Source organism: Marinomonas sp. 15G6-16, assembly GCF_055809555.1.
The window spans coordinates 600,262-625,172 of sequence record NZ_CM147916.1; the positions used below are offsets into that span (position 1 = coordinate 600,262).

Here is a 24,911-nt window from a genome sequence, read left to right on the forward strand (position 1 = left end):
GAGCCAACTGTTACACGTCCGTTTGAGCAACTTGTTAGGCCAACTGTACAGCCAAAAACTGTTCAATATCTCTTATCATGGTTGTTACATCACTTTCAGAGAACTCTTCTGGTTTTCCATGTGCGGCACTATTTCTAATGTCTGCTAATGCAGTTATTCTTTTTTGCTGTAATTTATTATAAATGCCAGCTTTAGTAAGATCGGCATTCATTTTATCTAGCTTGCCTGTAGCGATACCTTCTCGACTACAAAGATCTCTTAATGCTGTTTCCAACACAACACCCGCAATTACAGCTGAAGCAAGCTTATAACCATTAGATAATAATTCCTCGGCTTGTTCTAATTCACTATCAAAAACATCAGCTTGGATTAAGTTTTTTATAGAAGTTAAATAACCGCCTTTATAATCATCCATTGAAGCAATGAAAACAGATTTCATTCGTTTAAATGCATCAGAGCTTGATTCATATGAGTTTATTTTTTCTGCTTCAATGAACTCAATGTAGTGCTGTGATTCTTTCCCGCACGTTGCTACAAGTAAATTTTTAACTTTTACTTTCCAAGTTAAAGCGGATTCATCATCCATTTCAGTGTAATTACCAAAGTCACTTCGACGGTGAGCAATTGTCGATTCTATTGCTGAAATTTCGGTAAATAATTGGTCAAATCTATCAGATAACTTTTTAAGCAAGATGAACCTCCATGTTGGCCTAACATTTTAATAGTGCGCATGCGCGTTTACATATTTTTAAAACTCTCTAAACATCTCTACAACTAACTGAATATTCTGTACTTTACAAAGCTATCCACAAAATTTAAAACGGGTAAAACAAGCGTGCGCGTTGTTCCTTTTATCCCCAGCGCGTTATCTCAGAGCTAGAGATTCTTATGCATTGATACTAAAAGACTATTTATTTATCTACCAGTGTAAACACGCAAATCCATGATTATTTTTTAGGAAAAACGAGCAAAGAATTGACTAAATCAAAAATAAAGCAATTTGTCGCACTGAAGTGCGACCTACTATTGAGGAGTTGTTGTAGAAGGTGAAAGCTGCGTTTTCAATATCAGATTACGGTCGACCCTCCCTTATCATGACCTACATTTTTCTATTCAGTGAATATAAAGCGTTGAACAGCCATCTAGAAAAAGCTCGACAATAACTCTGCTATTTCATATAAAAATAGATCAAAAGATGCGCATTATGAGGAGATCAGAGTATGGATTTACTGTCTTTGTTAAGTATTGGGGTTGCCTTTTTTATTGTTGCGGCTTCGCCGGGACCAGCCAATATTTCAAACGCAACAATTGCTATGAGTAAAGGTCGTAAAGCCAGCCTAATTTATGCAATGGGGTTATCTTTCGGCCTTGTTTTTTGGGGAATTATTGCAGCCAGTGGCATGGGTGCTGTGTTGCAAAGTTCAGTATACGTTTTAATGGTATTAAAAATATTTGGTGGACTTTATTTACTAAGGCTCGCTTATCTGTCAGCCAAAAGCAGCTTTTCTTCCACTGAAGATACTCTGCAAACTGATAATAAAACAGTTTCGAGTCGGGTTTGGTTTATGCGTGGCTTAATTTTGAATCTATCTAACCCTAAATCTGTCATTGCATGGATGGCGGCATTATCGGTAGGTATGGGAAGCAATGATGATATTTTCGCATTATTAGCGGCGTTTGCTCTTTGTGTGGTGCTTGGATTTGTAGTCAACTCCCTTTATTCCATTTGTTTTTCATTTAAAGGAATCATGGGCGCTTATCAAAAAGCCAAACGCTGGATCAATGGCATGACGGCTGTTCTGTTTTCTATCGCTGGCCTTGGCTTAATTCGTTCCGCTTTTCAACGCAACCCTGTAGGTTAATATCACATTAATCAAGAGAAGCTTGCCAAGCTTTATCCGCTTGGACTTGGTAAGTTTTCCAATCGCCATTTAGCCATCTTTGGCGGCCGCGTTCTGCAAAAAACAAATGCAGTTCTTCTCCGAAAAATTCCCAAACCTGACCGCTAGTAGGAATTAAACCCTCACCTAACGCCAGTGCATTGGCACAAAAACCATTGTAACGGGGAACGTATTTATCAGGGGCAGCGGAAAATTTATCCGCCGATGCTTGGCTTGCAAAACGCCACTCTGCACCGTTCCATGTCACCACAAATTGCTTCGAGCCTTTCGCCACTGGGCTGCTGCCTTCAACACCTTCACGATAATAATCTAATACATCGTGCCCGCCGATGGCCGAGTTGCTCCAATACCCTGTACTCACAGGTTCATTCGCCATTACAGAACCAGATAAAATACATACTACAAAGAAAAACCATTGAGCTAACATTCTACTTTTCATCATTCTTTCTCTTATGTTTACCGAGTTTTATTAAGAACGCTTATCTCTCTATAAAGTTCCTTTCGCTTTATTTAGGCAGAAAAAAGCCAAACATGAGTTTGGCTTTTTGAGTTCATTTTAATGCTTTTTTAAGCACCCTGTTTTGATTCACAGGTTTGTCTATTTTGATGCGACGGGAATTTATTGCACCAAAAAAGAGCAATTCAAGCTTTTTTCTTTTTCCCTAAGATGACCAACAAAACCCCACCTAATACACCTGCGGTTGCAATAATGAGATGCAAAGTCACGGCTTCGCTGGCGAAAATAACGCCGCCAATCGTTGCGATAATTGGCACTAACAATTGCAAAACAGCCGCTAAAGAAGCGCTAAGTGAAGGCAGTACAGCGTACCAAAGTGCGTAGCCAACACCTGACATTAAAGCACCTGAAACAATGGCGAATAATATTCCTTCTGAACTGGCGGTTGTTAAGCTGTAGTCTTCCAAAAAACCAATACATATCAAAGCAATAATTAGGATAGGTACGGTGCGTATGAAGTTGGATGCAGTGGCGAATAATGGCAGTGAAGAAATCTTCCCGCGCCAAGTGTACAGCCCCCAAGCAATGCCTGCGAATGTCATTAAGATAAAGCCAACCAATGAAGGCGAAGACAAGGTTGGGAAGACCAAATACACAAAGCTCGCAAAGGCAACGAGTAAGCCGATCCACTCAAGGGATTTAAGCTTCTGCCCTGCCCAAACCGCCATCAGAATCAGTGTTAGTTGAACAGCACCAAAAAGTATCAGCGCGCCAATCCCTGTCTCTAATGTGACGTAAGCGTAAGAGAAGCCAATCGCATAAATAAACAGCGAAAACGCAGATAACCAACTACCCTCTAACCACACCTTTTTTAGAGAGGTGCTGTTTTGCTTCATGCTTTGCAAAACACAAAGCAATGCCAAGGTGATAGCACCGCTGACTAAGCGCAACATGGTGAAGTTTGCTGGGTCAATTAATCCGCCATCTAACGCTAATCGACAGAGTATGGAGTTGGCCGCGAAGGCTAATAAGGAGAGAGCAATTAAGACATATAACCGTAGTGAAGCTGTCATTTATTTGTTTAAAAGTTCAGTTAACCTGAACCAGTACCTTAGTTGGAGAAATTCGGCCAGTTTCAATCACTGGCACCAGTTTTGCAAGCCTAACAGTAACGCCGACCAGTTATTTTTGGTCGCCTAAATATGGAATCTACATGACGAGTCTTTTAGTATTTTCGGATTTAGATGGCACTTTACTTGACCATCACACATACAGTTTTGTTCCCGCACAAACGGCATTACAGTCGTTAAAAACCTTTTCTATTCCTTGTGTTATCAATACCAGCAAGACATTTCATGAATTACTTTCTTTGCGAGAAGCGTTGGATCACCAAGACCCTTTCATCGTAGAGAATGGCTCTGCTGTTTATATTCCTAAGCATTTATCCCTTTTTATCGATGAAGAATTAGAAGATTGTGGCGACTATTGGGTCAAAGCCTTTGGCCCTAAGCGCAGCACTCTGATTGAGCTAACCGACAGCCAAAAAGACAACTACACCTTCAAGCGTTTCAGCGATATTTCCTGCCAAGAGCTGATGACATTAACCGGCTTGAGTGAAGAAAACGCCACATTAGCCATGCAACGAGAATTCACTGAACCTATGGTGTGGACAGATTCAAACGTGGCATTAAACCAGTTAAGAGAATACCTAGCGCCTTTTGGTGTGCAAATTCAAAAAGGCGGTCGTTTCTCACATTTAATGGGCAAACACTGCGATAAAGCCAATGCCATGCTTTGGCTAACCGATTTATACGCCAGCCAAAGTGACGAGGAAATTACCACCATGGCGTTGGGCGACGGTGAAAATGACATTGGCATGTTAAGCGAAGCCGACATTCCGGTTGTTATACGTTCACCAGTGCATGCGCCACCAGAAGTCCCTAATCGTATCGATGCTTGGTTGACGGATGGTTATGGACCGGAAGGTTGGGCGCAAGCCATAGATTTAGTATTAAGCAAACAAGGCATTATTTAGCTTTCTTGTTTTCAGTTTTACTCAAACAAAAATTATTATTTGTATTTTATTAGGAGATTTTCATGGGCGATTTTCATCAGAACGGCATCATTACGACACTCCATAACTTGGCGAACCGCCCGTTAGAGGAAATGGAGAAAGAGTTGTGCGAGTTTGCAAAAACACGTCCTATGTCTCTTATTTTGCCTTGCCTATATTCTGAATTAGAAACAGACGCAATGCCGAATATCATTAAGCATTTGCAACAGGTTCCTTACCTTTCTGAAATCATCATCGGCTTGGACAGAGCAACAGAAGAGCAATACCGCCATGCTCTAGAATTCTTTAGTGTCTTACCGCAAAACTACAAGGTACTTTGGAATGATGGCCCTCGGTTAAGAGAAATCGACAGTGTCTTGAAAGGCGAACACCTTTCCCCTTCTGATCCAGGTAAAGGCCGAAATGTTTGGTTCTGCATGGGCTACAACTTAGCGGCAGGTAAAGCAGAATCCATTGCCATGCACGACTGTGACATTGTGACTTATGACAGAGAGTTATTAGCACGATTAATCTACCCAGTGGCGAATCCAAACTTCAACTACGAGTTCAGTAAAGGTTTCTATGCTCGTGCAGCCAACGGCAAAATGAATGGTCGCGTGAGCCGTTTATTGGTTACGCCTTTGCTTCATTCCTTGAAAAAAGTATTCGGTCATCTAGACTATTTAGATTACCTAGACAGCTACAAATACCCACTTGCTGGCGAGTTTTCCTTCCGCCGCGATGTTATGACAGATTTACGCATTCCAAGTGACTGGGGTCTAGAAATTGGTGTTCTGAGTGAAATGTACCGCAACTATTCACCAAACCGTTTGTGTCAGGTGGATATTGCTGACATTTACGATCACAAACACCAAGACTTATCCGCAGATAATGACAATGGCGGTTTGTCTAAAATGTCGATCGATATCACTAAAGCCATTTTCAGAAAACTGGCAACCAACGGTACGATCTTCAATCAAGAGACTTTCCGTACGATTAAAGCGACTTACTACCGAGTTGCTTTGGACTTTATCGAAACCTATCGAAATGATGCCGAAATCAACGGTTTAAAACTGGACGTTCACAGTGAAGAACAGGCCGTTGAGTTGTTTGCCAGCAATATCATGAAAGCGGGCAACCAGTATTTAGAAAACCCAATGGAAACGCCTTTTATCCCAAGCTGGAACCGCGTAGTCAGCGCATTCCCAGGTGTTATGTCTCAACTTGCTAAAGCGGTTGAACAAGACATGGCCGAATACGGTAAAAAATAACTCGCTTGTATCCGAAAAAGGCTGCGGCCTTTTTCGGATACCTAAGTGTTGCTTCATCCACTTATTGAAAGACAGGTAGGTAACTATGGAAAATGTATCTCTGTCGCATCTCGAACAAAAGCTCATTGTTCATTTGCAGGTGCTTTACCCAAACTTGGACACGGCGGAGTTGGCACGAAAATGCTTAGCTACCTTTCATCTTGATCCAAACACAGAGTCACCTCGCCCCCATAATAACTTATGGGATCAATCCGATATCATGCTGATTACTTATGCAGATACCTTGCGATGCGAAGGTGAAGCACCACTTGAGACACTGCACAAATTTGTGAAGAGTAAATTAGCCGACAGCATTTCTGCTGTGCATCTTTTACCGTTTTTCCCATACAGTTCAGATGATGGCTTTAGCGTGATGGATTACACCACGGTTAATCCGTCGAGCGGGAAATGGGATCACGTCGAGAATCTCGCCAAAGACTTTAAAGTCATGGGTGATTTGGTTATTAACCATTGTTCTAGTCGTAGTATGTGGTTTGAAAACTACAAAGCGGGCGTGCATCCGGGCGCGGATTTCTTTTATGAAGCTGACCCAAATGCCGATTTAAGCGCTGTGGTTCGTCCAAGAACATCACCGTTGTTGCGAGAAGTACAAACCAAAAATGGAACAAAACACGTTTGGTGTACTTTCAGTCATGACCAAGTGGATTTGAACTTTGAAAACCCAGCGGTTTTATTAGAGTTCTTAGGCATTATCCGCTTATACCTTGAAAAAGGCATTCGCTGGTTCCGCCTTGATGCTGTGGCGTTCCTTTGGAAAATACCGGGCACGAGCAGTATTAACCTTCCACAGACCCATGAAATGATTCGCCTACTACGCTTGATGATTGAGCATTATGCGCCTGAGTCTGTGATCATTACGGAAACCAATATTCCGAACCAAGAGAACTTAACTTACTTTGGTAACGCCAATGAAGCGCACTTGATCTATAACTTCTCTTTGCCACCATTGCTGATTAACAGTCTTGTGACGGGTAATTTCAGTCACTTGAAAAAGTGGTTAATGAGTATGCCACCAGCGCAACAAGGCACAACCTATTTGAACTTTTTGGCTTCTCACGATGGTATTGGTTTACGCCCAACAGAAGGTTTATTGTCTGAATGGGAACTGGAAACTCTGATCAACACAATGAAGCGTTTTGGCGGAAAGCTCAGCGCTCGAACTACGCCACAGGGTGAATCCAAGCCTTACGAGATTAACATCAGCCTTTGGAATGCTTTATCAGGCTCAGCTCAGCAAGGCCCAGACCAATGGCAGTTTGCGCGTTTCTTATGTGCTGCTGGTGTGATGATGGCGCTAGAAGGTGTTCCAGCCTTTTACATTCACAGTTTGTTCGGCACAGAGAATGACTTAGAGCGAGTTGATAATACAGGGCATTTTCGATCCATTAACCGACATATTTGGGACATGGATGAACTGGATCATGCGCTGAATACTCCGACTCATCACCAAAAAGTCTTCCAGAGTATTTCGCAGTTAACCAAAATTCGTCGTGCTCAACCTGCGTTCCACCCGAATGCAACCCAATACGTTTTGCACATGGGTGACAACCTGTTCGCGTTTTGGAGACAAAGCATAGACAGACGACAAAGCTTGTTTGCGGTTTACAATATGACGGATCAGCCTCAGAGCTTTAACTTGTCTGAACTGAACTTGATTGCCACAGACGAATGGACAGACCTTGTTTCTGATGCTGTGTACGAAGACCACTTAGGTAAGATCATCCTAATGCCTTACCAATTCGTTTGGTTGGCGAATAAAAAAGGCAAAATCAAAACAAGCTAGTTGCTTTGATCAAGCCATAAAAAAACGCGACTCACTGAGTCGCGTTTTTTGTTTTTCTTTCATTGCTCGTTTAGCAACCAGGAACATCTAACAAATAAGCCTTTCTTAAATGCGAGTTAGTGACTCACTGTTTTAGAAAATACGTTAATGATCACCACACCAGCCACAATCAGAGAAATGCCAATACAGGCTGCAGCATCGAGCTTTTCATTGGCAAACAAATAGCCAAAGATAGAGATTAAAACCACGCCCAAACCAGACCAAATTGCGTAGGTCACACCAGTTGGTAAAGTACGCATCACGATACTTAGCAAGTAAAAAGACACCGCATAACCCACCACCAAAATAATACTTGGCCCAAGTTTAGTAAAAGAGTCCGACGCTTTTAATGCTGTGGTCGCAACCACTTCAGCCAAGATGGCTAAAAACAAAAGCAGGTAAATCATAGTGCTTCTCCTAAACCGTGCAATGAGTATGAGTGACGCTCTTTACTGTGCCGTATTGTCTTTTTCTAGGTCAATATCTTCTGCTAAAAAACCGCCAGTTTGATGAGCCCATAAAGAGGCATAAATACCTTTGCCTTGAATCAACTCTTCATGGCTGCCTTGCTCAACGATCACGCCTTTATCTAACACGATTAAGCGATCCATCGCCGCAATGGTAGAAAGTCTGTGTGCAATCGCGATCACAGTTTTACCTTGCATGAGTTTGTACAAACTGTCTTGAATAGCCGATTCTACTTCTGAATCTAAAGCGGACGTGGCTTCATCTAAAATTAACAAAGGCGCATCTTTTAATAGCACTCGGGCAATGGCAATACGCTGACGCTGTCCGCCTGACAATTTGATTCCGCGTTCCCCCACCATAGCATCGTAGCCAGAATTACCGTACGGGTCGGTCAACGTTTGAATAAACTCATGGGCTTCGGCTTTTTTCGCGGCGGCGATCATTTCTTCTTCTGTCGCTTCTGGACGACCGTAAAGTAAGTTCTCTCGCACCGTTCTATGCAGCAAAGATGTGTCTTGTGTCACCATGCCAATTTTAGATCGCAATGATGCTTGCTGAACTTGGCTAATATCTTGCCCATCAATTTTGATTTGCCCAGATTCAATATCATGGAAGCGCATCAACAAATTTACTATGGTGGATTTTCCGGCACCAGAACGACCAACAAGACCGACTTTCTCTCCTGCTTTAATAGACAAAACAAGATTCTCGATTACTTTTCTGTCCTGCTTCCCATAATGGAAATTCACCGCTTCGTAATCAATTGAACCATTAGCAACCACTAATTCTGGCGCATCGGCTTTGTCTTCAATTTCAATCGGGCGAGACAGTGTTTTCATGCCATCGTTTACCATGCCGATATTTTCAAACAAGGCACTGACTTCCCACATAATCCATTGAGACATGCCGTTCATGCGCAGCGCTAAACTCACCGCAATGGCAATGGCACCCACACTGATAACACTGTCCGTCCACAACCAAATAGATAATGCCGCAATAGAAAAAGTTAAAAGGTAATTACAACCTTGCACGCCAACATTGAGCATGGTGACGAGACGCATTTGTCGATAAACGGTGATTAAAAAACCATCCATGCCTTCTTTTGCGTATTCTGCTTCACGTTGGTGATGGGAGAAAAGCTTCACCGTAGACACATTACTGTAGCTGTCTACCACGCGCCCTGTCATGGTCGAGCGAGCATCAGCCTGTTCTGCCGAGATTTTCTTAAGCTTTGGAATAAAATAAAACTGCAAAGAAACATACAACACAAGCCACGCAAGCATTGGCAGCATGAGTCGGTAATCGGCATTCGCGATTAAAACCACCATAGAAACAAAGTACACAGCGATGTACATCAATACATCCAGTAACTTCATCACGGTTTCACGCACAGCAAGGGAAGTTTGCATCACCTTAGTGGAAATACGCCCTGCAAATTCATCCTGAAAGAAGGACATACTTTGGCGCAAAATATAATGGTGCGATAACCAACGAATTCGCATGGGATAATTGCCCAGCAAGGTTTGATGAATAATCGCAGAATGCACAAAAGTCACCAATGGCATCACGACCAACACCATTAATGACATTAATAATAAATGCATGCCCTCTTCAGCAAAAAACGTGTCTGGATCTTTGTTGACTAGCCAATCCACCAGCTTTCCCATGAAGCTAAACAGAGTCACTTCTAAAATCGCCATCGTAGCGGTTAAAAGAGACATAAGGATGAGTGGAATTTCAACGCCTTTCGAATAGTAACGACAAAATGCAAACAGTGTTTTAGGCGCCTGCACTGCTTCCACTTCAGGATAAGCCTTCACCCACTTTTCGAAAAAACGTAACATAAAATTCCTTATCAAACTTGAAGAGAGGCTCTAATTCTTAAGAGCAGAATGAATTATAAATCCACCGCAAGACATTTAATACGTTTTTGCGGTTTCGTAGGCATAAACCCTACCTAAAAAATAAGTGCGAAATTGAAACACGTTAGTAAATTGAAAACCAGACAATATAAAAACAGGCTCTATTCTCTGTACGCTTTACTTACTGTTTGCATAATTAAATCAGCCTAAAAAAGCAAAAAGATATTATAATTCGTGCCTATTTACTCGACGTAAGCGATTATATGAAACTGACTCTGCCGATCATTCTAGTACTTGGGTTGCTTGCGGGATTGACTCCTATGGCAATCGACGCATACCTTCCTAGTATTCCAACGATTTCAAAAGATTTGGATACCAATATCGATTTAGTACAAATGACGGTCAGTATGTATTTGCTGGTTTTCGCTTTCTTGCAAATCCTCTTTGGGCCAATTTCAGATGCGATTGGTCGACGAAAAGTCGTGGTGGGAGGCCTAAGTATTTACGCGATCGGCAGTATAATCTGCGCCTTGTCACAGAATTATGAAATGCTTTTAGTCGGCCGAGCAGTTCAAGCACTTGGTGGCGCAGCAGTTGCTGTTTGTGTTCCTGCCTTGGTTAAAGATGGACTCTCCATTAACCAATTCGCCAAAGCCATGTCTATGGTTATGCTAGTAATGGCATTGGCGCCTTTGGCCGCGCCGATTATTGGTGGTGCGATTTTAACTGTATTAAGCTGGCACTATATTTTCGGCTTTCTCTGTATTTTATCGCTCGTTGGAATGACGCTGTTTTTATTAACCATTCCAGAAACACTGCCAGTAGAAAAACGTACGCCTTTTTCTTTTTCTAATGCCATTGGTAATTATGGAAGATTATTAAGTAATCGTACTGTTTTGGGTTACCTTGCCGCTTCTGCCTTTTTCTTCGGCGGGATGATGAGTTTTATCACCGGTTCTTCTTTTGTTTATATTGAACTTTATGGCGTAGACCCTGCTCATTTTGGTTTCTTCGTTGGCTTAAACGTTATTACCATGATGTCGGCATCTACTATAAACAGCCGTTTCGTAGAAAAATTGGGCACGGAGTTTTTATCGAAATACGCCATTATTGTGGTGTTATCTTCGTCCATTGCGATGATCATTTTAACCTTCTTCGAACACCCTCCTTTGGCTCTTATCATCATTTCGAGCATGCTGTTTATGGGACCAATGGGGATTCTAGGAAGTGGCTTCATGGCGGGCGCACTAAGACACGCTGGCAATCATAATGGCAGTGTTACTGCGTTGGCTGGCACCTCACGTTTCGCCTTTGGTGCCCTTGGTGGTGCTGTGGTGAGTCTGCTGCACAATGGTACTTTTATCCCAATGCTTGCTACTATGGCGAGCTGCGGCATTATCTCATTCGTTATTTTTAAAGTTACAACTCGGTATGCCGCGCCGACAGACACAGTATAATTAAAAAAATTTACTCAGTTTTATGGAGCTTGAATGTTAAATACTCAAACGCTAATCGAAAAAATCAAACAATCACCTGATCAGGTTCAATTCAAAGAAGTCATTGGAGTGATCGAGCAAGAATACGATTTCACACCAACTTCATTTGTAAATGGTGAGCAAAACAACGCCATCAATGAAAACAATGGCTCTTGTAAGATTTTTTCTTTTGCCGCTATTCACCAATTAGCAGAAGCAGACACATTGCATTTGTTCGGTGACTTCTACCGTGTTGATGTACTTCAAAACCCAGAAGGCAGTGACCATCAAAACATCCGTCAATTCATTCAAAATGGCTGGAGCGGCATTACTTTCAACGCCATCGCTTTAACACCAAAAAGCTAACAAAGTTAACCGCAGCAATGAACTTGCTGCGGTTAACTCATGATGAATGGTTGAGTTCAGCACCTAAAAAAGCCATAGTTTCGAACACTTAATATATGAGGTGGTTATGGAATTAGTCGCATTTGATTTAGATGGTACACTACTGAATCGGCACCAACGTCTCTCTGAATACACAATAGACACTCTTGAACGTTTAAAATCCGCTGGCATCTTTTACACTGTCGCAACAGGACGAACTCACCTTGCCGCCATGCCTTGTATCCAAGGCCATGATTTCCCTCATTGGCAGATTTTTAAAAATGGTGTGGAATGGTGGAATCCTTCACAAAGCCAATATCGCCACCGCAACTTATTATCTCAAGGGCACATCACAGATTTGCTGTCTTCTTTTGAAGAACACCAAGTCACACCTTTTATCTTTTGCTTAGAAGATGACGGCTCACATCGTGTTTATCATGCGCCTTTAAATGGACACATGAGTGATCACATTGCTAATGAGCTTGGCAATCATAAAAGCATGAGTCTTCACCCTTTAGCGGAATTATCCAGTGAAGCGAAAATCACTAATATCAGCGCTATGGGCAGCCCGACGCTCATCAATCATATTGTTGAAGCAAGTAACAAACACGATCACTTAACGGCTTATTCTGGTGGTGGCATCTATAATCCAGACGCTTACTGGCTAGACATACATCACAGCAATGTCTGTAAAGGTTCTGCTTTAATGGAACTTAAAGAAGAAATTGGTGCCGAACGATTAACGGTGTTTGGCGACGGCGATAATGATTTGTCTATGTTCTCCGTGTCCAATGAAGCCTTTGCGACAGAGAATGCTCACGACCATATCAAAGATGCGGCGACCGATGTCATCGATCATCACGATAAAGATGGTGTAGCGAAGTTCTTAAGAAAAAGATACGACTTGTGACCGTTTTTTAGAAAGCGTTTGTGAAGGGTTGATTTTTAAACAATACCCTCCATTAACTAAAAGACAACATAATGGACTATACTAAATCATCAAAATGAAACATGATGGTAAACAAGAATAATTAGTTTGGAGAAATGCCATGTTTGAATTTTTACTTTTCGTAGCGGCTTGTGCCGTGATTGCTTTCTTGGCAAAGAACATTCAAAAAAGCGTAGCTCAGCCAAAATCAAAGCTGCAACCGATCAAAATTGAGCGTGAAGAAGTTCGTCGCCCGACGCCTCGTCATAGACGCCCATACTAATTCCCTTCTATTCCATTAGTCTGTTTTTAAGATGAATAGAAAAATAGCCGCATTGGAAGGCTTTCCAATGCGGCTATTTTGTTCCTATCCCATATTCTTTTAGCTTGTTTGCAATGGTGCTGTGACTCATTCCCACCGCTTTAGCCAAACGTCTGGAACTGGGAAACTCTGGGTACAATCGTCTTAATAATTCAGCTTCCCAATGTTTCACTGTTTGATCCAATGAGTTGTTGATCAAACTCAAATTCGACATCAAATCCATTTCGGGCAAAGCCACATCTTCTGCCTGCCAGTTTTTTCCTTTCACCGTCAAAAAGGTTTGCAAGCAACGGTTTTGCAGTTCTTTTAGATTGCCCGGCCAATCATATAAAGCCAATTTCGTCATGGCTTCTTTGGAAATATTCGGCACGGTGACTTTGTGTCTTTCCGCTAACGCCAATACCAATTGTTGCACCAAACCTTCTATGTCTTCCTTGCGTTCCCGTAACGGCGGCATGGTTAACACCAAAGTGGCGAGAGAGAAATACAAAGCCTTGTTAAGCGCCTTGCTTCCAAGCAACTCCTGCTCGCTAAGTGACGACAAACTGATCACTCTTAATCTTTTATCAAAACTGATGCCAGCGCCCTGCTGACGATTTAACCAAGCCATAAGCGCCGCTTGAGCTGTGTCGTCCAAATGCTCAATATCTTCTAAAACCAGCCAGCCTGAAACACTCTCTAATGCTGATATATCTTCTTGGTTCAAGCTGTTGGCGGGACGAATAATCAATTGTGCGTCTGGGTCAGCTTGATGCTTTTGCCAATATTGAAATAAGGCTTCTACAAAGTGTCGCTTCCCAGAGCCCATTTCGCCCATAACAAATAAAGGTTCATTGCCGCTGCTAAAGGCTTCTGCTTTCGCTAGGGTTTCTTGCATAGCAAAGCTTTTTACAACGGAAGGTTGAAAGTAGGCTTCCAAAGGGTTTTCAGCATTTGGGGCTTGTTTTAAACGCGCGGCTTGTTTGTCTAAGCGCAGTTCTGATTTCAAATAAATCACACTTCCAGCGAGGTTTTCAGTGCCTTCTTCGTCGGAAACAAAGATAGGCTTCATTTCCAATAAGAAAGTTTTATTGCGAATACGAATACGCTTACTAATGCTTTGCTGTTTTCCTAACAGGTCTTTGGAAAGACTCACGCCTTTCAACACCTGCGACAAAGGTTGAGACAAACAATCCACCACTGTGACATTTAAGTCTTCGGCGGCTTGTTCCGTCATCATGGTAATTCGACCTTTCAGATCAACAGAAATTACGCCATCTGGTAAAGATTCCAGCAAGAGATGAAGAGAATGATGCTCTCTTTCAAATGGCGTAAACATCACAGTCTTCACGTCTTCCACACTGTCTAATCGACGAATTTCTGCCAAAAGGGTTTGTAGTTGAGAAAAGGGAATATCAGAGAAACCGCAGTAAATACAACGCTGCTTGGTATCCACTTCAATCAAGCGAATATCAATTTTATGCGGCACAAAAAGGTCTAGAATCTCGCGTATCATGCCAATTCTGTCTTCACACTGTATTTCTAATCTCATGTGGATTATTTGCCTTTATGGGTGATTTTCATTGATTGAAGATAAAGCATTATTTCTCTTTGGCATTCACTAATAAGATATTCTTTTGCGGCGCAAACATCTCATAAAGCGGCAATACCGCAGCACCTAAAACACCCGCGCTGTAACTGGTTTGAGCCACGCGAATGGCTGGCAGAGGCAACAAACTATGGGATTTTTGCGTTTCTTCAATATAACGAATAAGAGAAACCAATACAGGTTCTGGCAAACGCCCGCCAATCAAAATCGCTTCTGGGTCATACAATGCAATAACAGACGCCAAAGCGGGCTGAACTTCCAATGCTACTTCTCGCGACCATTGTTCCGTCAAACGAATAACAGGAGCCGTAAGCCAAGCTTCTTCTGTTTCTGGCCAATCTTGCTGGTGTTCTGCAAAAAAGCGTCTTAGTGAAGACAACGACAAGGCTTCTAAAATCCACTTGCCATGTTTACCTGTTGCCGCTGGAATCAAGCCAAAGCTGCCCGCTTTGCCAGTTGCACCTGCGTAACATTCACCATTTGCAACAAAGCTACCGCCGCACGCCGTACTCACAAAAAGATAAAAGAAATGCTGTGGCGAATCTGGGCTTAACAATAGCTCACTGGTAGCGGCTGCGCCGGAATCCAATTCCACAAAACAGGTTAAACCTGTCACATCAGCCAACCAAGTTTCAAAAGCATCCGATTGCCAATAGGCCAATGCGGCTTTCAGACTGATCAAATCCGCTCTTTGATGAGAATCCGTTACCAATGTATCAAGCCAAGCATCCATATAATCTGGTCTTGCTAAGCCAATGCCTTGAACCTTGCTCCAATCCGCGCCTAAAGTAGTTTTTACTTCTTCGATTAAATCTTGAGCAATGTCTTTCGCTAGCGCCTCTGTCGGAAAAGAAACCGAACGCTCCAACAGCAAAACACAAGCGCCACTGAAATCTAGCAATGCAGCGCTAATGTGATCACGGTCAACATTGATGCCCAATCCATAAGCGCCCTTTTCATTGATACTTAGTTTAATGGAAGGCTGCCCTCGGCGACCTTTCACCTTACCAGTGACATACAGCAGTTGTCGCTCAAGCAAGGAAGAGGTGATCACGGAAATCGTCTGAGCGCTCAATCCCGTACGTTCGGCAATGCTGACACGAGAAATTTCAGGATACTGCCTTACTAGGTGAAGAATGATTCGTTCATTGTAGATGCGACTTTGCTCAGAGGTACTGCCGGATGATTTCATATAATTCACTCTAATTTTCGTGCCTGTAAATTAATCAATTAGATTTAATAAATCTAATTGATTTAAAACTATAACCTCATTAGTATGAAATAACGATCAAAAAAGTATTAATAAAAATAACAAGGCTCACCTCATTTTCCATGCGAAAGCAGAAAGTGAAGGAAACGCCAAAACTAAAGGATTGCATCATGCCAGACTTCCAGTCTCCTGAGTTTTTAAAACGTCATATTCAGACTACGATGGATTTTTATCATCCACATTGTCTCGACCCAAATGGCGGCTACTTTCAGTTCTTTAAAGACAATGGCGATATTTACGACACAGACACGCGCCATTTGGTCAGCAGCACACGTTTTGTTTTCAACTATGCCAAAGCCTATGAAGCAGAAGGAAAACCAGAGTATTTAGAAGCCACTCGGCATGGTTTGAACTATTTGAGAACTCGACATCGTCGAGACAATGGCGGCTATGTTTGGCTTCTTAATAAAGACCAAAATCTTGATGAAACCAACCATTGTTATGGCTTGGCTTTTGTTCTTCTTGTCTACGCCACAGCCTACAAAGCAGGTGTCGAAGAGGCGAAACCTTGGATCAAAGAAACCTTTGATTTAATGGAGCAACATTTCTGGGATACTGAGTTTGGTCTCTATAAGGACGAAATTTCTAGCGACTGGCAACAGGTATCACCCTATCGTGGCCAAAATGCCAATATGCACACCTGTGAAGCTCTTCTTGCTGCCTACGACGCCACACAAGAAAGCCATTATTTAGAACGTGCAAAGTTACTGGCAGAGCATATTTGTCTTCGCCAAGCTGAGCTCGCCAATGGCGAAATCTGGGAACATTACACCGAAACTTGGCAAGTTGATTGGGACTACAACAAACAGGATCCAAAGCATTTATTCCGGCCTTGGGGCTTTCAAACTGGTCATCAGACTGAATGGACAAAGTTATTACTATTGATTCACCAAAGATCACCACAAGATTGGCTGATTTCAAAAGCAAAAGCACTCTTTGATCAAGCTTGGATAAAAGCGTGGGACAAACAACACGGTGGCCTTTGCTACGGTTACGACACCCAAGGCCAAGTCTGCGACGGTGATAAATACTTCTGGGTTCAAGCAGAGTCTTTCGCGGCTGCGGCCTTATTAGCAGAGGCCACTCAAGAGGAAGAATATTGGGATAAATACAAGGCACTGTGGGATTACAGTTGGTCGCACATGATAGATCATCAATACGGCGCTTGGTTTCGAATCCTGACTCAAGATAACAAAGCTTTCGATGATAATAAAAGCCCTGCGGGTAAAACCGATTATCACACCATGGGCGCTTGCTATGAAGTGATCAACTTGCTCACCAAGTTGCGCTAAACCATTACAGAATTTAGGGGCATCATTCTATTTGTATGCAAAATACAGTATGATGCAGCCCCTACGGTTAGTGGATGAGCCCTTTCATATATGCAGTTAGATAAAATAGATCTTAATTTACTTCGTTATTTAGACTCCTTATTGAGAGAGCAAAACGTTACCCATGCAGCCAATCAGCTTGGCATCACACAACCCGCCATGAGTAACGGATTACGACGTTTACGAGATTTATTTCATGACCCTTTGTTGGTAAGAACCAGCGATGGCATGATGCCAACGGCACTGGCCATTCAACTGCAACCTCGCGTACGAAGCATTCTTCAATCAGTCGATGAAGTATTACACTTAGGGCAAAGCTTTGAAGCCGAATCCAGCTCTCGTGTTTTCCGCATCATGGCAAGTGATTACGCAGAAGCGACGTTGATTCCTCCCTTGATGGAAAAACTGCAAGAAGAAGCACCAAATGTCATCCTAGACGTGATGAATCCAAGTGATGTGAGCTTTCACGATGTGGAAAAAGGCAAAGTGGATTTGGTCATTAACCGCTTTGAAACACTGCCTCAGTCTTTCCACCAAAAATCCGTTTGGGTTGACCATTTCTCTTGCTTAGTACCCGCCAATTCCGATATCGCCAAAGACTTCAGTCTAGAAACCTACCTTGCTTCTCCTCATGTTTGGGTAAGTAAAACAGGCTTCGGTGTGGGTGTGGGTATTCAACCAGAAGAAGTGCAAAAGCTTGGTTGGGTAGACGGTTCTTTGGCAGATTTAGGGTTCAAACGTAATATCCGTTTGTTTACTCGCAACTATAATGTCGCCATGCGGGCAACAGAGCAGTTAGGTTTGATAGCGACCTTGCCATCACTGGCAACACGCTTAATGAAAGACAACGAAAATGTTGTCGTGCTACCGCCACCGTTTGAGATTCCACCAGTGGAGTTAAAGATGCTTTGGAGCCCTTTACTGCAACATGATCCGGGGCATATTTGGATTCGCTCCACTATTGCAGGCTGTGCAAGAACCATTGCAGAAAACAACAATTTATAAAACATCTTCTTACTCGAAAGTACTCGAAAGCACTTCAAAAGCTTTCAATCACAACATAAAAAAGAACGAGCACTTGGCTCGTTCTTTTACATTCTTCATTAAGAAAGACATCGTCTTAACTACATATTATTCAGTTGTGCCCTTGATTCCTCTGCACTGGAAACCGTCACTTCTAAATCTTTAATGTGACCATTTCCTAAGCTGTAACACCAGCCGTGCACATGAAGCTCTTGGCCAATGCGCCATGCATTTTGCACAATGCTACTTTGGCAAACGTTCGCAACTTGCTCCACTACGTTCAATTCGCACATACGATCGAAGCGAGTATGCTCGTCTTCGATGCTGTCAATTTCTTGTTTATGAAGGCGATATACGTCTTTAATGTGACGTAGCCAGTTATCTATCATGCCATGTTCTTCTGTTCCCATTGCGGCTTTAATGCCACCACAACCATAATGACCAACTACCATAATGTGCTTCACTTTCAACACATCGACAGCAAATTGAATCACAGACAAACAGTTCAAATCTGTGTGAACAACAACATTGGCAATATTGCGATGTACAAAAACTTCACCTGGTAACAGGTCAACAATTTGGTTTGCTGGAACGCGGCTATCAGCACAACCAATCCAGAGATATTCAGGCATTTGTTGTTTTGACAAAGTTTCAAAAAACTCAGGATCTTCTTCCGTAACTTTGGCCGCCCATTCCCTGTTTTTATCGAACAATTCCGTCAACTTATTGGACATAACCTACTCCGGCAGTTTTTTACGATACCAACGGAGTTTAATATCCGCGGTTAAATTAATAGATTCAAGCTTTTTTACTGCCTCTTTTCCATCATAAGACGCTTTATGGATATGAGGTGTCATACTTAATAGGTCTTGAATTGCAGCTTGAGAGCTCAATGTAAATTCAAAGTTTCTCGCCTCTTCAGTCACAAGTTCAAACCCATCAACGCCTTCACTGTGAGTTGGTTTGTACTCATGAATGGAGGGATACAGTATCTGACGCAGTTCAATCAAATGATTGGCCCCAGACTCAACTAAAAGCAGCAAGCCTGAATCAGTCAATGCTCTTGAAAACTCATTAAAAATAGGAAAGCCAAACAAGCATAAAATAGCGTCAAAGCGTTCAGCTGGCGTCGGCAAACTGGCATTACTTCCGACTAACCAGCTGATGCTTTTATCTCGTTTGCTGGCTGCTGTGACCGCCCATTTTGAAATATCCAAACCGGTTAATTCGGCTTCAATTTGTTGCTCCAGCAAGAGCTTATTTATTTCATTCAGGTAATAACCTTCACCACAGCCAGCATCTAATACTCTGACACCGCTGACTAAATGCTCTTTTGGCCAAGTCTCTAAGACTGCTTCTACAATCGGATAATAAAAATCTTGGTTCAAAAAGGCTTGGCGAGCCGCCACCATAGCTTTGCTGTCGCCTGGATCTTTAGAGCGTTTATTCTGTACAGGTAGAAGATTTACATAGCCGGTTTTGGCTAAATCATAAGTGTGTCCGTTGTCACACTTTAGACTGTTACCATCACGGTTTAGTGACAGCGAGTCTATCGGACAAGAAAGGTTTTCAAGCGTTCTCACAAGGCATCCATTTTTTGTTAATTGACGTTCTCACCATGCGGCACTTTTATAAAGCACACTGAACATCAAGTATTGAGAGTATAAAGAAGCGAGTCATTCTTCGCTATGAAAACAAAGCCTGAACGTCATCAGTAAATGTGATTTACATTAAGACTGCACAGGCATTATTTATACTATTGCTTTGCATATACGACAAGAAATCCACACTGTCTAACGGCTTAGAGAATAAATAGCCTTGTACTTCTAAACAGTCATAATGATTAAGTGTGTCCACTTGAGAACGGCTTTCTACACCTTCCGCAATGATTTTCAAATTCAAACTGTTTGCCATAGCAATTGTCGCTTTTACAATCGCATCATTGTCATTGTTAATACCCAAATCATTAATGAATGATCTGTCTATTTTAAGGGTTTGAATTGGGAACTTCTTCAAATAAGCGAGAGAAGAGTAGCCGGTACCAAAATCATCAATAGAGAGTGTTAAGCCTAGCTCACGAAAGCCATGTAGCTTTTCAATCGACTGCTGTGCGTCTGTCATCAACATGCTTTCAGTCAACTCAAGTTCTAGATATTCAGGGTCAACGCCCGTTTCTTCCAACACACGTTTAACCATTTCCACCAAGTCTGCTTGCATAAACTGACGACCCGATAAGTTTACCGAAAGCTTAATGGGAGGATGACCAGACTCACGCCATTCTTGTAGCTGGCGACAAGCTCTTCGAATCACCCACTCCCCTAACGGAAGAATCAAACCGCTCTCTTCTGCCAAAGGAATAAATTTATCTGGACTGATCATACCTAATTCTGGATGCACCCAACGAATAAGGGCTTCTGCCCCTACAACCGTTTCATCAGGAAGACGGATTTTAGGTTGGTAATGAAGCACAAACTCTTCTTCCTCAATGGCTTTGCGCAAGCCACTGCCTAAGGTCAAATGAGCATTGATATTTTCAGCCATATGGCCTTCATAAATACAATACATGTTGTGACCCATTGCCTTTGCTCGATACATAGCGGCATCGGCATTTTTTAGCAAATTATCAATGTCGTCAGCGTGGCTTGGATAACTTGCAATACCAATACTAGCCGTAATCATCATTTCCATATCGGCAACAAGATAGGTATTACTGGCGCTCTGCTTGATGTTATCAGCAATGCTTTCTAATTCTTGTGTGTTGTTCGTCATCTCTAAAACAACAACAAATTCGTCACCACCTAAGCGATACAAACAAGCCGTTGGCGGTATACTGCCTTTAATACGTTCAGCAACTCGCTGAATCAGCTCGTCACCGACACGATGGCCGAAGTTATCATTAATTACCTTGAAACCATCTAAATCTAGGTACAAAAGACCAAATTCTCGCTGGCGTTTTTTCGCATTAGATAAGGCACTTTCTAACTGCTGATAAAGTAGGTTTCGGTTAGGTAATTGAGTCAAAATATCGTAGTTTTTTAAACGATAAAGCTCGACTTCGTGATCTCTTTTTTCTTGGATATCGTGAACCAACAGATAAACGTGACTGTTTTCTGTGTTATGAGTCACTTCAATCTGATGCCAACGAACACCATGTTTCGTAGACAAACGAATTTCTTGAGATATATTTTCTTGCTTTGCGATTCGACGAATAAAACTGTTCGCTGCACCGGATACTGCGAATAAATCACGAATGTCCGCTAGATCGCCAAATAGCTGAGAGAAGCATTCACTTGAGTCTATGTACTGACCACTTTTATCAAATACACCAAAGGACAGGGTTTTAAACTGAGACAACAAGCCAACATGGCTATTCAATTTAGGAGGAAGCAAATCAGAAATTTGATGTTGTTCAGAAACGTCTAAAGCCGCAGAAGAAACGCAAGGACGAGCCTCTACAGAAAGCCCTTTGCGACTTTTTCCGAGTGAAATAACAGAACCTGTTACTTGGTATTGAGAGCCATCTTTGGCAATGAAGGGCCATTTGAAGGGCAATTCAGCCCCTTCTTCGAGTTCTCTTAAGTGAACCGCTAGACGTTTCTGCAAAGCGTCATTGATGACTCGTCGGCCAGATTCTATATCGTGTAAAGAATCAGCTAACAAGGCTTCTGCCGCTTCGTTAAACCAAGGAATCGTCGCGTTTTCTATGTCTATAATCCAAGCTGCCAACGGCATCTTAGATTGAAGTAAAATTGATAAGTCGGTCATTTATATAAAATACTGCCAATTAAGATCTTAAAATTAGATCCTGTTTAACCTCTTACCATGAGTCAGGAACAACAAACACACTTCGCTTTATGTCCTTTCCTACTTCCCATAAAAGTATATGTTGAGGGCGTTCATCCTGTAGGAAATGACCTACAAGATTGTAGGCAGATTGCAGAGAAAATAAAGTAAAATTCTCATTTATATTTGAAAAAGCCATCCAATGCGGCTTCTTTAATATAAGAAAGTGGGAAAAGTACGACATTAGCAGTATGAATTCCGAAGCACGAATCCAGCCACCTCTACCTTGCTCAAGCCATCGCTCAATGTCGTTGTTATCTTTTAACCCATAATATAATCGGCCGAAGACCAATAAACTTGAGTTTATTTTTCGATTATTTGCGATTTCATTGATAATCGACAAGCCTTCGGGTGTTTCAAGGATAGATAACTGGTGCTCTCGCGCTCGAGTCACCTTCTTTAATAAGCTGTCATTTTTGTTGGGGCCAATCCAAGAATGTGGTGCAAGATCAGGTCGTTCTAAATAAAACTTAATCGCTATTTCAAATTGATGAAGCTGACCGCAAGGTGTTTCCACCAACATGTCCACTTCTCCCAATGTGCCATTCTCTCCCTGAATCTGAAAGTGCTCTAAAACAACCCTGAGAGAAGACAAATGCTTGATGGCATAAGAAAACAAGGTTTCAAAATAACTGCCCAGAAAATGAGATTTGCAGGCATTCACTGCATTGATTAAATCGTCAGGGTTATGGTCCAATTCAATCAACCTTAATGACACATCATCTAACCAATAAGGTTCAAGGTCGAAATCCTTCTCAATGTAATGACCTTCCACCAGCCAAGCAAGATCTCTCACAAAAGGATGATGGAACTCAGAAGTCATCATGAAGGATTACTTAGATGCTGGTCGATAAGGTCTAAACAACGAACCAAAGCTGCGACACTTTCTTGAGGTTTATCTCTAAAAGCCTCTTCGGCCATTGGCGAAATGTGACAGCGAGTCGGCAATGTCCCCCCAGTTTCTAACAAGACTCTAAAGCGCTCAATCATCACAAATTTAAGCCATTGCTCGAACGACATTGTGTCTATACAAAATGGCTCTTGGCTCTGTAAGGCTTGTAGCGTTGGTGTCTCACAATCCCAAACACCACTGGCTTGCATCGCCATTTGTAAGTCGATTAGCAAATCAGCCAATGTGTGATGGGCAGAAAAAGCCTTTTTCAACCTGATTTCTCCCTAGAAAAACGGTAAGATATGTGATCTTTTTTTCACTGATTAACGGCATTTTTACGCTTTTATCAGCAACTTGAGTCTATATTTTATCATGAACAAAATTGAATCTCTTTCTGACTTATTTGATATGGTCGGATGTGACGTTACCTATTACGACCTTGGACGAAACATCACAAAAATTACACCTCAGCAGGCCACCCAATTCGACCGAAAGCAGCAAGTCTACCCTTTTCCGTTTCGCCAACACGCTTGGCTAGCTTGCCTTTTAAAAGCCAAAGACAGCAATAAGAAAAGTGTTATTGATGAAAGTGTAATTTGGTTTCTGAAGTTACCGCTAGACGAAGCAGGCTGTTTGAATCTAGGAACCCGCGATCATTTCATCAAAAGCATCGTCGATAAAATTCTTCACAAAGGTGAAGAGGCAGGCTTGTCCGAAGCTTTGGAAGATAACCCTTATGTCTTTAAGCCGGACCAAGAACGCATGGCGAGCCTTCACGCCATTTTAGGCAAAGACTTAAAAACCGATCCATCCCATTATTTCCACGCTGTCGTTGAATACCTTTCTTCCGATCAAATAGAAGAAAATGACCAATGGCAAACGCTTGGCCTTCAAGGCATTGCTGAACTCGCAGCAAGAGTTAACGAAACACAATACGAAGCACTGATTGATAAAGCGATAAAACGTGCCGTTCCTCAAGTCGTGAGTGCACTTTGTCACGCGCTAGAACATCAAGCGCTGCCAGCGACCCTACAAACTGAAATCATTACTCAATTGCAAACGGAGCAAGACCCGTTAATTCAAGCCAGCTACCTCCGTGCATTATCCAGATCCACGTTGGATGACTCTCTTCTCTTGCCTTTATTCGGCTTACTGGGCAGTTTAACCGAATGCAACGATGGCGACATTCACACCATTGCGGCACTGGCTGCGAAATGCCCGAATTGGCTGAGCCAAAACCCTCAACTGTTTAGAATCATCATGGAAAAACTGGCTCACAGAGAAGATGGTTACATAGCTTTCAAACAAGTGACAGCGGAACTCAGCCAGCACCCAGAAACCAAACAACCACTTTGGACTTTATTACGTGGAAACCACATCAGCCCTAAACTCGCTCAAGCAGTAAGTTTCCTGTTCACAGAAACACCAAAGTCACTGCATTAGTGCTGATTTAACGACTACATAGATAACATAAAAAAGCCCCATTAGATTTCAGAGAAAAATAATGGGGCAAAGTAGCCTCAGCTAACATTACAACAACACCAGGAACACAGTTAATGATGAACTGGTTTCACGCCTTCACGCAGTTTTTTGCGATGAGCTATAAATTCTTGAGTAAGCTTATAATTGCCTTGTTCAGTGCAAAGCGCACCTCTATCAATAAGAGCGTCTAATGTTTTCGGCAATACTTTCTGCCGACGCTTCCCTTTAACAAAGTAGAATTGCTCGCCTAACTGGATAAGTTCAAAACCAGATTCTAGATAGCCAACACATAAATTTTGAGTTGGCGTTAATTTGAGTTTCATAATTTCCCTCACTTTGCCGTCTCTTACTTAAATTGCTTTATTAACTATAGACTCTTTTTCTCACAAGATAGAGTTTGCATACCTAAGATTACAAAAAGATAAAAAAAGGAGGCGGTTTACAAACCGCCTCCTTTTTCATGACGCATCTAAGAAGAT

General features: G+C 42.2%; 24 protein-coding genes. 11 read left to right on the forward strand and 13 right to left on the reverse strand.

Features of this window, described 5'->3' with window-relative positions; genetic code table 11:
* Positions 1-34: 34 nt before the first annotated feature.
* Positions 35-691, reverse strand: coding sequence for a hypothetical protein (locus tag AC0L46_RS02915; protein WP_473505620.1), 657 nt, complete (start codon positions 689-691; stop codon positions 35-37).
* 529 nt (positions 692-1,220) lie between these two features.
* On the opposite strand from AC0L46_RS02915, the gene AC0L46_RS02920 reads away from it, so the two are divergent.
* The gene (locus AC0L46_RS02920; protein WP_473505622.1) at positions 1,221-1,862 is read left to right on the forward strand and encodes a LysE family translocator; all 642 of its coding nucleotides are present in this window, start codon (positions 1,221-1,223) and stop codon (positions 1,860-1,862) included.
* Positions 1,863-1,869: 7 nt separating this feature from the next.
* Here the strand turns inward: AC0L46_RS02920 and AC0L46_RS02925 are convergent, their stop codons facing one another.
* Together AC0L46_RS02925 and AC0L46_RS02930 are read right to left on the reverse strand one after the other, a co-directional pair.
* Positions 1,870-2,343, reverse strand: coding sequence for a YHS domain-containing (seleno)protein (locus tag AC0L46_RS02925; protein WP_473505624.1), 474 nt, complete (start codon positions 2,341-2,343; stop codon positions 1,870-1,872).
* 200 nt (positions 2,344-2,543) lie between these two features.
* Entirely contained in the window at positions 2,544-3,431 is an 888-nt protein-coding gene (locus tag AC0L46_RS02930) for a DMT family transporter (RefSeq protein ID WP_473505626.1), read from the reverse strand.
* A 140-nt stretch (positions 3,432-3,571) separates the two neighbouring features.
* On the opposite strand from AC0L46_RS02930, the gene AC0L46_RS02935 reads away from it, so the two are divergent.
* The 3 genes from AC0L46_RS02935 (at position 3,572) to AC0L46_RS02945 (ending at position 7,525) form a co-directional block, all read left to right on the forward strand.
* Positions 3,572-4,393 carry an HAD-IIB family hydrolase gene (locus AC0L46_RS02935; protein WP_414680868.1) on the forward strand — a complete coding sequence of 274 codons (822 nt, stop codon included), beginning with the start codon at positions 3,572-3,574 and terminating at the stop codon, positions 4,391-4,393.
* 62 nt (positions 4,394-4,455) lie between these two features.
* Complete coding sequence (locus tag AC0L46_RS02940) at positions 4,456-5,682, forward strand: glycosyltransferase family protein (protein WP_414680869.1); 1,227 nt, start codon at positions 4,456-4,458, stop codon at positions 5,680-5,682.
* An 85-nt stretch (positions 5,683-5,767) separates the two neighbouring features.
* Positions 5,768-7,525, forward strand: a complete 1,758-nt coding sequence (locus AC0L46_RS02945) for an alpha-amylase family glycosyl hydrolase (protein WP_414680870.1) — start codon at positions 5,768-5,770, stop codon at positions 7,523-7,525.
* Positions 7,526-7,641: 116 nt separating this feature from the next.
* On the opposite strand, the gene AC0L46_RS02950 is transcribed toward AC0L46_RS02945, so the two are convergent.
* Together AC0L46_RS02950 and AC0L46_RS02955 are read right to left on the reverse strand one after the other, a co-directional pair.
* Complete coding sequence (locus AC0L46_RS02950) at positions 7,642-7,971, reverse strand: DMT family transporter (protein WP_473505629.1); 330 nt, start codon at positions 7,969-7,971, stop codon at positions 7,642-7,644.
* 42 nt (positions 7,972-8,013) lie between these two features.
* Positions 8,014-9,876 carry an ABC transporter ATP-binding protein gene (locus tag AC0L46_RS02955; protein WP_473505631.1) on the reverse strand — a complete coding sequence of 621 codons (1,863 nt, stop codon included), beginning with the start codon at positions 9,874-9,876 and terminating at the stop codon, positions 8,014-8,016.
* Between the two features lie 281 nt (positions 9,877-10,157).
* On the opposite strand from AC0L46_RS02955, the gene AC0L46_RS02960 reads away from it, so the two are divergent.
* The 4 genes from AC0L46_RS02960 (at position 10,158) to AC0L46_RS02975 (ending at position 12,964) form a co-directional block, all read left to right on the forward strand.
* A complete protein-coding gene (locus AC0L46_RS02960) occupies positions 10,158-11,351 on the forward strand; it encodes a Bcr/CflA family multidrug efflux MFS transporter (RefSeq protein WP_414680873.1) in 1,194 nt (397 codons plus the stop codon).
* A gap of 33 nt (positions 11,352-11,384) precedes the next feature.
* A complete protein-coding gene (locus AC0L46_RS02965; protein WP_317004482.1) occupies positions 11,385-11,735 on the forward strand; it encodes a HopJ type III effector protein in 351 nt (116 codons plus the stop codon).
* Between the two features lie 106 nt (positions 11,736-11,841).
* Positions 11,842-12,663, forward strand: coding sequence for an HAD family hydrolase (locus AC0L46_RS02970; RefSeq protein WP_317004483.1), 822 nt, complete (start codon positions 11,842-11,844; stop codon positions 12,661-12,663).
* Between the two features lie 139 nt (positions 12,664-12,802).
* Positions 12,803-12,964, forward strand: a complete 162-nt coding sequence (locus tag AC0L46_RS02975) for a hypothetical protein (RefSeq protein WP_317004484.1) — start codon at positions 12,803-12,805, stop codon at positions 12,962-12,964.
* Between the two features lie 73 nt (positions 12,965-13,037).
* Here AC0L46_RS02975 and AC0L46_RS02980 read toward each other — a convergent pair whose 3' ends face one another.
* Both AC0L46_RS02980 and AC0L46_RS02985 read right to left on the reverse strand, forming a co-directional pair.
* Positions 13,038-14,534: a TyrR/PhhR family helix-turn-helix DNA-binding protein gene (locus AC0L46_RS02980; RefSeq protein WP_473505633.1), complete on the reverse strand. Its 1,497-nt coding sequence runs from the start codon at positions 14,532-14,534 to the stop codon at positions 13,038-13,040.
* 49 nt (positions 14,535-14,583) lie between these two features.
* Complete coding sequence (locus tag AC0L46_RS02985; RefSeq protein WP_473505635.1) at positions 14,584-15,783, reverse strand: ROK family transcriptional regulator; 1,200 nt, start codon at positions 15,781-15,783, stop codon at positions 14,584-14,586.
* A gap of 188 nt (positions 15,784-15,971) precedes the next feature.
* On the opposite strand from AC0L46_RS02985, the gene AC0L46_RS02990 reads away from it, so the two are divergent.
* Entirely contained in the window at positions 15,972-17,153 is a 1,182-nt protein-coding gene (locus tag AC0L46_RS02990) for an AGE family epimerase/isomerase (protein WP_473505637.1), read from the forward strand.
* A 90-nt stretch (positions 17,154-17,243) separates the two neighbouring features.
* Positions 17,244-18,197, forward strand: a complete 954-nt coding sequence (locus AC0L46_RS02995; RefSeq protein ID WP_473505639.1) for a LysR family transcriptional regulator — start codon at positions 17,244-17,246, stop codon at positions 18,195-18,197.
* 119 nt (positions 18,198-18,316) lie between these two features.
* Here AC0L46_RS02995 and can read toward each other — a convergent pair whose 3' ends face one another.
* The 5 genes from can to AC0L46_RS03020 all read right to left on the reverse strand — a co-directional run bounded on the left by can (position 18,317) and on the right by AC0L46_RS03020 (position 23,222).
* Positions 18,317-18,949, reverse strand: coding sequence for a carbonate dehydratase (can, locus tag AC0L46_RS03000; protein WP_473505641.1), 633 nt, complete (start codon positions 18,947-18,949; stop codon positions 18,317-18,319).
* 3 nt (positions 18,950-18,952) lie between these two features.
* The gene (locus tag AC0L46_RS03005; protein ID WP_473505643.1) at positions 18,953-19,798 is read right to left on the reverse strand and encodes a putative RNA methyltransferase; all 846 of its coding nucleotides are present in this window, start codon (positions 19,796-19,798) and stop codon (positions 18,953-18,955) included.
* Positions 19,799-19,940: 142 nt separating this feature from the next.
* Positions 19,941-21,980, reverse strand: a complete 2,040-nt coding sequence (locus AC0L46_RS03010; RefSeq protein WP_473505645.1) for a sensor domain-containing protein — start codon at positions 21,978-21,980, stop codon at positions 19,941-19,943.
* 52 nt (positions 21,981-22,032) lie between these two features.
* The gene (locus AC0L46_RS03015) at positions 22,033-22,884 is read right to left on the reverse strand and encodes a DUF1853 family protein (protein WP_473505647.1); all 852 of its coding nucleotides are present in this window, start codon (positions 22,882-22,884) and stop codon (positions 22,033-22,035) included.
* Positions 22,881-23,222, reverse strand: coding sequence for a YqcC family protein (locus AC0L46_RS03020; RefSeq protein WP_473505649.1), 342 nt, complete (start codon positions 23,220-23,222; stop codon positions 22,881-22,883). The genes AC0L46_RS03015 and AC0L46_RS03020 overlap by 4 nt, the downstream gene beginning before the upstream one ends.
* 100 nt (positions 23,223-23,322) lie before the next feature.
* On the opposite strand from AC0L46_RS03020, the gene AC0L46_RS03025 reads away from it, so the two are divergent.
* Positions 23,323-24,393 carry a DUF3549 family protein gene (locus AC0L46_RS03025; protein WP_473505651.1) on the forward strand — a complete coding sequence of 357 codons (1,071 nt, stop codon included), beginning with the start codon at positions 23,323-23,325 and terminating at the stop codon, positions 24,391-24,393.
* Positions 24,394-24,503: 110 nt separating this feature from the next.
* On the opposite strand, the gene AC0L46_RS03030 is transcribed toward AC0L46_RS03025, so the two are convergent.
* Positions 24,504-24,755, reverse strand: coding sequence for a formyltetrahydrofolate deformylase (locus AC0L46_RS03030; protein ID WP_317004497.1), 252 nt, complete (start codon positions 24,753-24,755; stop codon positions 24,504-24,506).
* Between the last annotated feature and the right edge of the window lie 156 nt (positions 24,756-24,911).

Bases quoted from the DNA above. Each gene is read 5' to 3' on its own strand.
- AC0L46_RS02920 (WP_473505622.1), top strand. From the start codon at position 1,221: ATGGATTTACTGTCTTTGTTAAGTATTGGGGTTGCCTTTTTTATTGTT.
- AC0L46_RS02950 (WP_473505629.1), bottom strand. From the start codon at position 7,971: ATGATTTACCTGCTTTTGTTTTTAGCCATCTTGGCTGAAGTGGTTGCG.
- AC0L46_RS02935 (WP_414680868.1), top strand. From the start codon at position 3,572: ATGACGAGTCTTTTAGTATTTTCGGATTTAGATGGCACTTTACTTGAC.
- AC0L46_RS03015 (WP_473505647.1), bottom strand. From the start codon at position 22,884: ATGATGACTTCTGAGTTCCATCATCCTTTTGTGAGAGATCTTGCTTGG.
- AC0L46_RS02965 (WP_317004482.1), top strand. From the start codon at position 11,385: ATGTTAAATACTCAAACGCTAATCGAAAAAATCAAACAATCACCTGAT.
- AC0L46_RS03030 (WP_317004497.1), bottom strand. From the start codon at position 24,755: ATGAAACTCAAATTAACGCCAACTCAAAATTTATGTGTTGGCTATCTA.
- can (WP_473505641.1), bottom strand. From the start codon at position 18,949: ATGTCCAATAAGTTGACGGAATTGTTCGATAAAAACAGGGAATGGGCG.
- AC0L46_RS02940 (WP_414680869.1), top strand. From the start codon at position 4,456: ATGGGCGATTTTCATCAGAACGGCATCATTACGACACTCCATAACTTG.
- AC0L46_RS02985 (WP_473505635.1), bottom strand. From the start codon at position 15,783: ATGAAATCATCCGGCAGTACCTCTGAGCAAAGTCGCATCTACAATGAA.
- AC0L46_RS02970 (WP_317004483.1), top strand. From the start codon at position 11,842: ATGGAATTAGTCGCATTTGATTTAGATGGTACACTACTGAATCGGCAC.
- AC0L46_RS03010 (WP_473505645.1), bottom strand. From the start codon at position 21,980: ATGACCGACTTATCAATTTTACTTCAATCTAAGATGCCGTTGGCAGCT.
- AC0L46_RS02955 (WP_473505631.1), bottom strand. From the start codon at position 9,876: ATGTTACGTTTTTTCGAAAAGTGGGTGAAGGCTTATCCTGAAGTGGAA.
- AC0L46_RS02990 (WP_473505637.1), top strand. From the start codon at position 15,972: ATGCCAGACTTCCAGTCTCCTGAGTTTTTAAAACGTCATATTCAGACT.
- AC0L46_RS02925 (WP_473505624.1), bottom strand. From the start codon at position 2,343: ATGATGAAAAGTAGAATGTTAGCTCAATGGTTTTTCTTTGTAGTATGT.
- AC0L46_RS02975 (WP_317004484.1), top strand. From the start codon at position 12,803: ATGTTTGAATTTTTACTTTTCGTAGCGGCTTGTGCCGTGATTGCTTTC.
- AC0L46_RS02980 (WP_473505633.1), bottom strand. From the start codon at position 14,534: ATGAGATTAGAAATACAGTGTGAAGACAGAATTGGCATGATACGCGAG.
- AC0L46_RS02945 (WP_414680870.1), top strand. From the start codon at position 5,768: ATGGAAAATGTATCTCTGTCGCATCTCGAACAAAAGCTCATTGTTCAT.
- AC0L46_RS02930 (WP_473505626.1), bottom strand. From the start codon at position 3,431: ATGACAGCTTCACTACGGTTATATGTCTTAATTGCTCTCTCCTTATTA.
- AC0L46_RS03025 (WP_473505651.1), top strand. From the start codon at position 23,323: ATGAACAAAATTGAATCTCTTTCTGACTTATTTGATATGGTCGGATGT.
- AC0L46_RS02960 (WP_414680873.1), top strand. From the start codon at position 10,158: ATGAAACTGACTCTGCCGATCATTCTAGTACTTGGGTTGCTTGCGGGA.
- AC0L46_RS02995 (WP_473505639.1), top strand. From the start codon at position 17,244: ATGCAGTTAGATAAAATAGATCTTAATTTACTTCGTTATTTAGACTCC.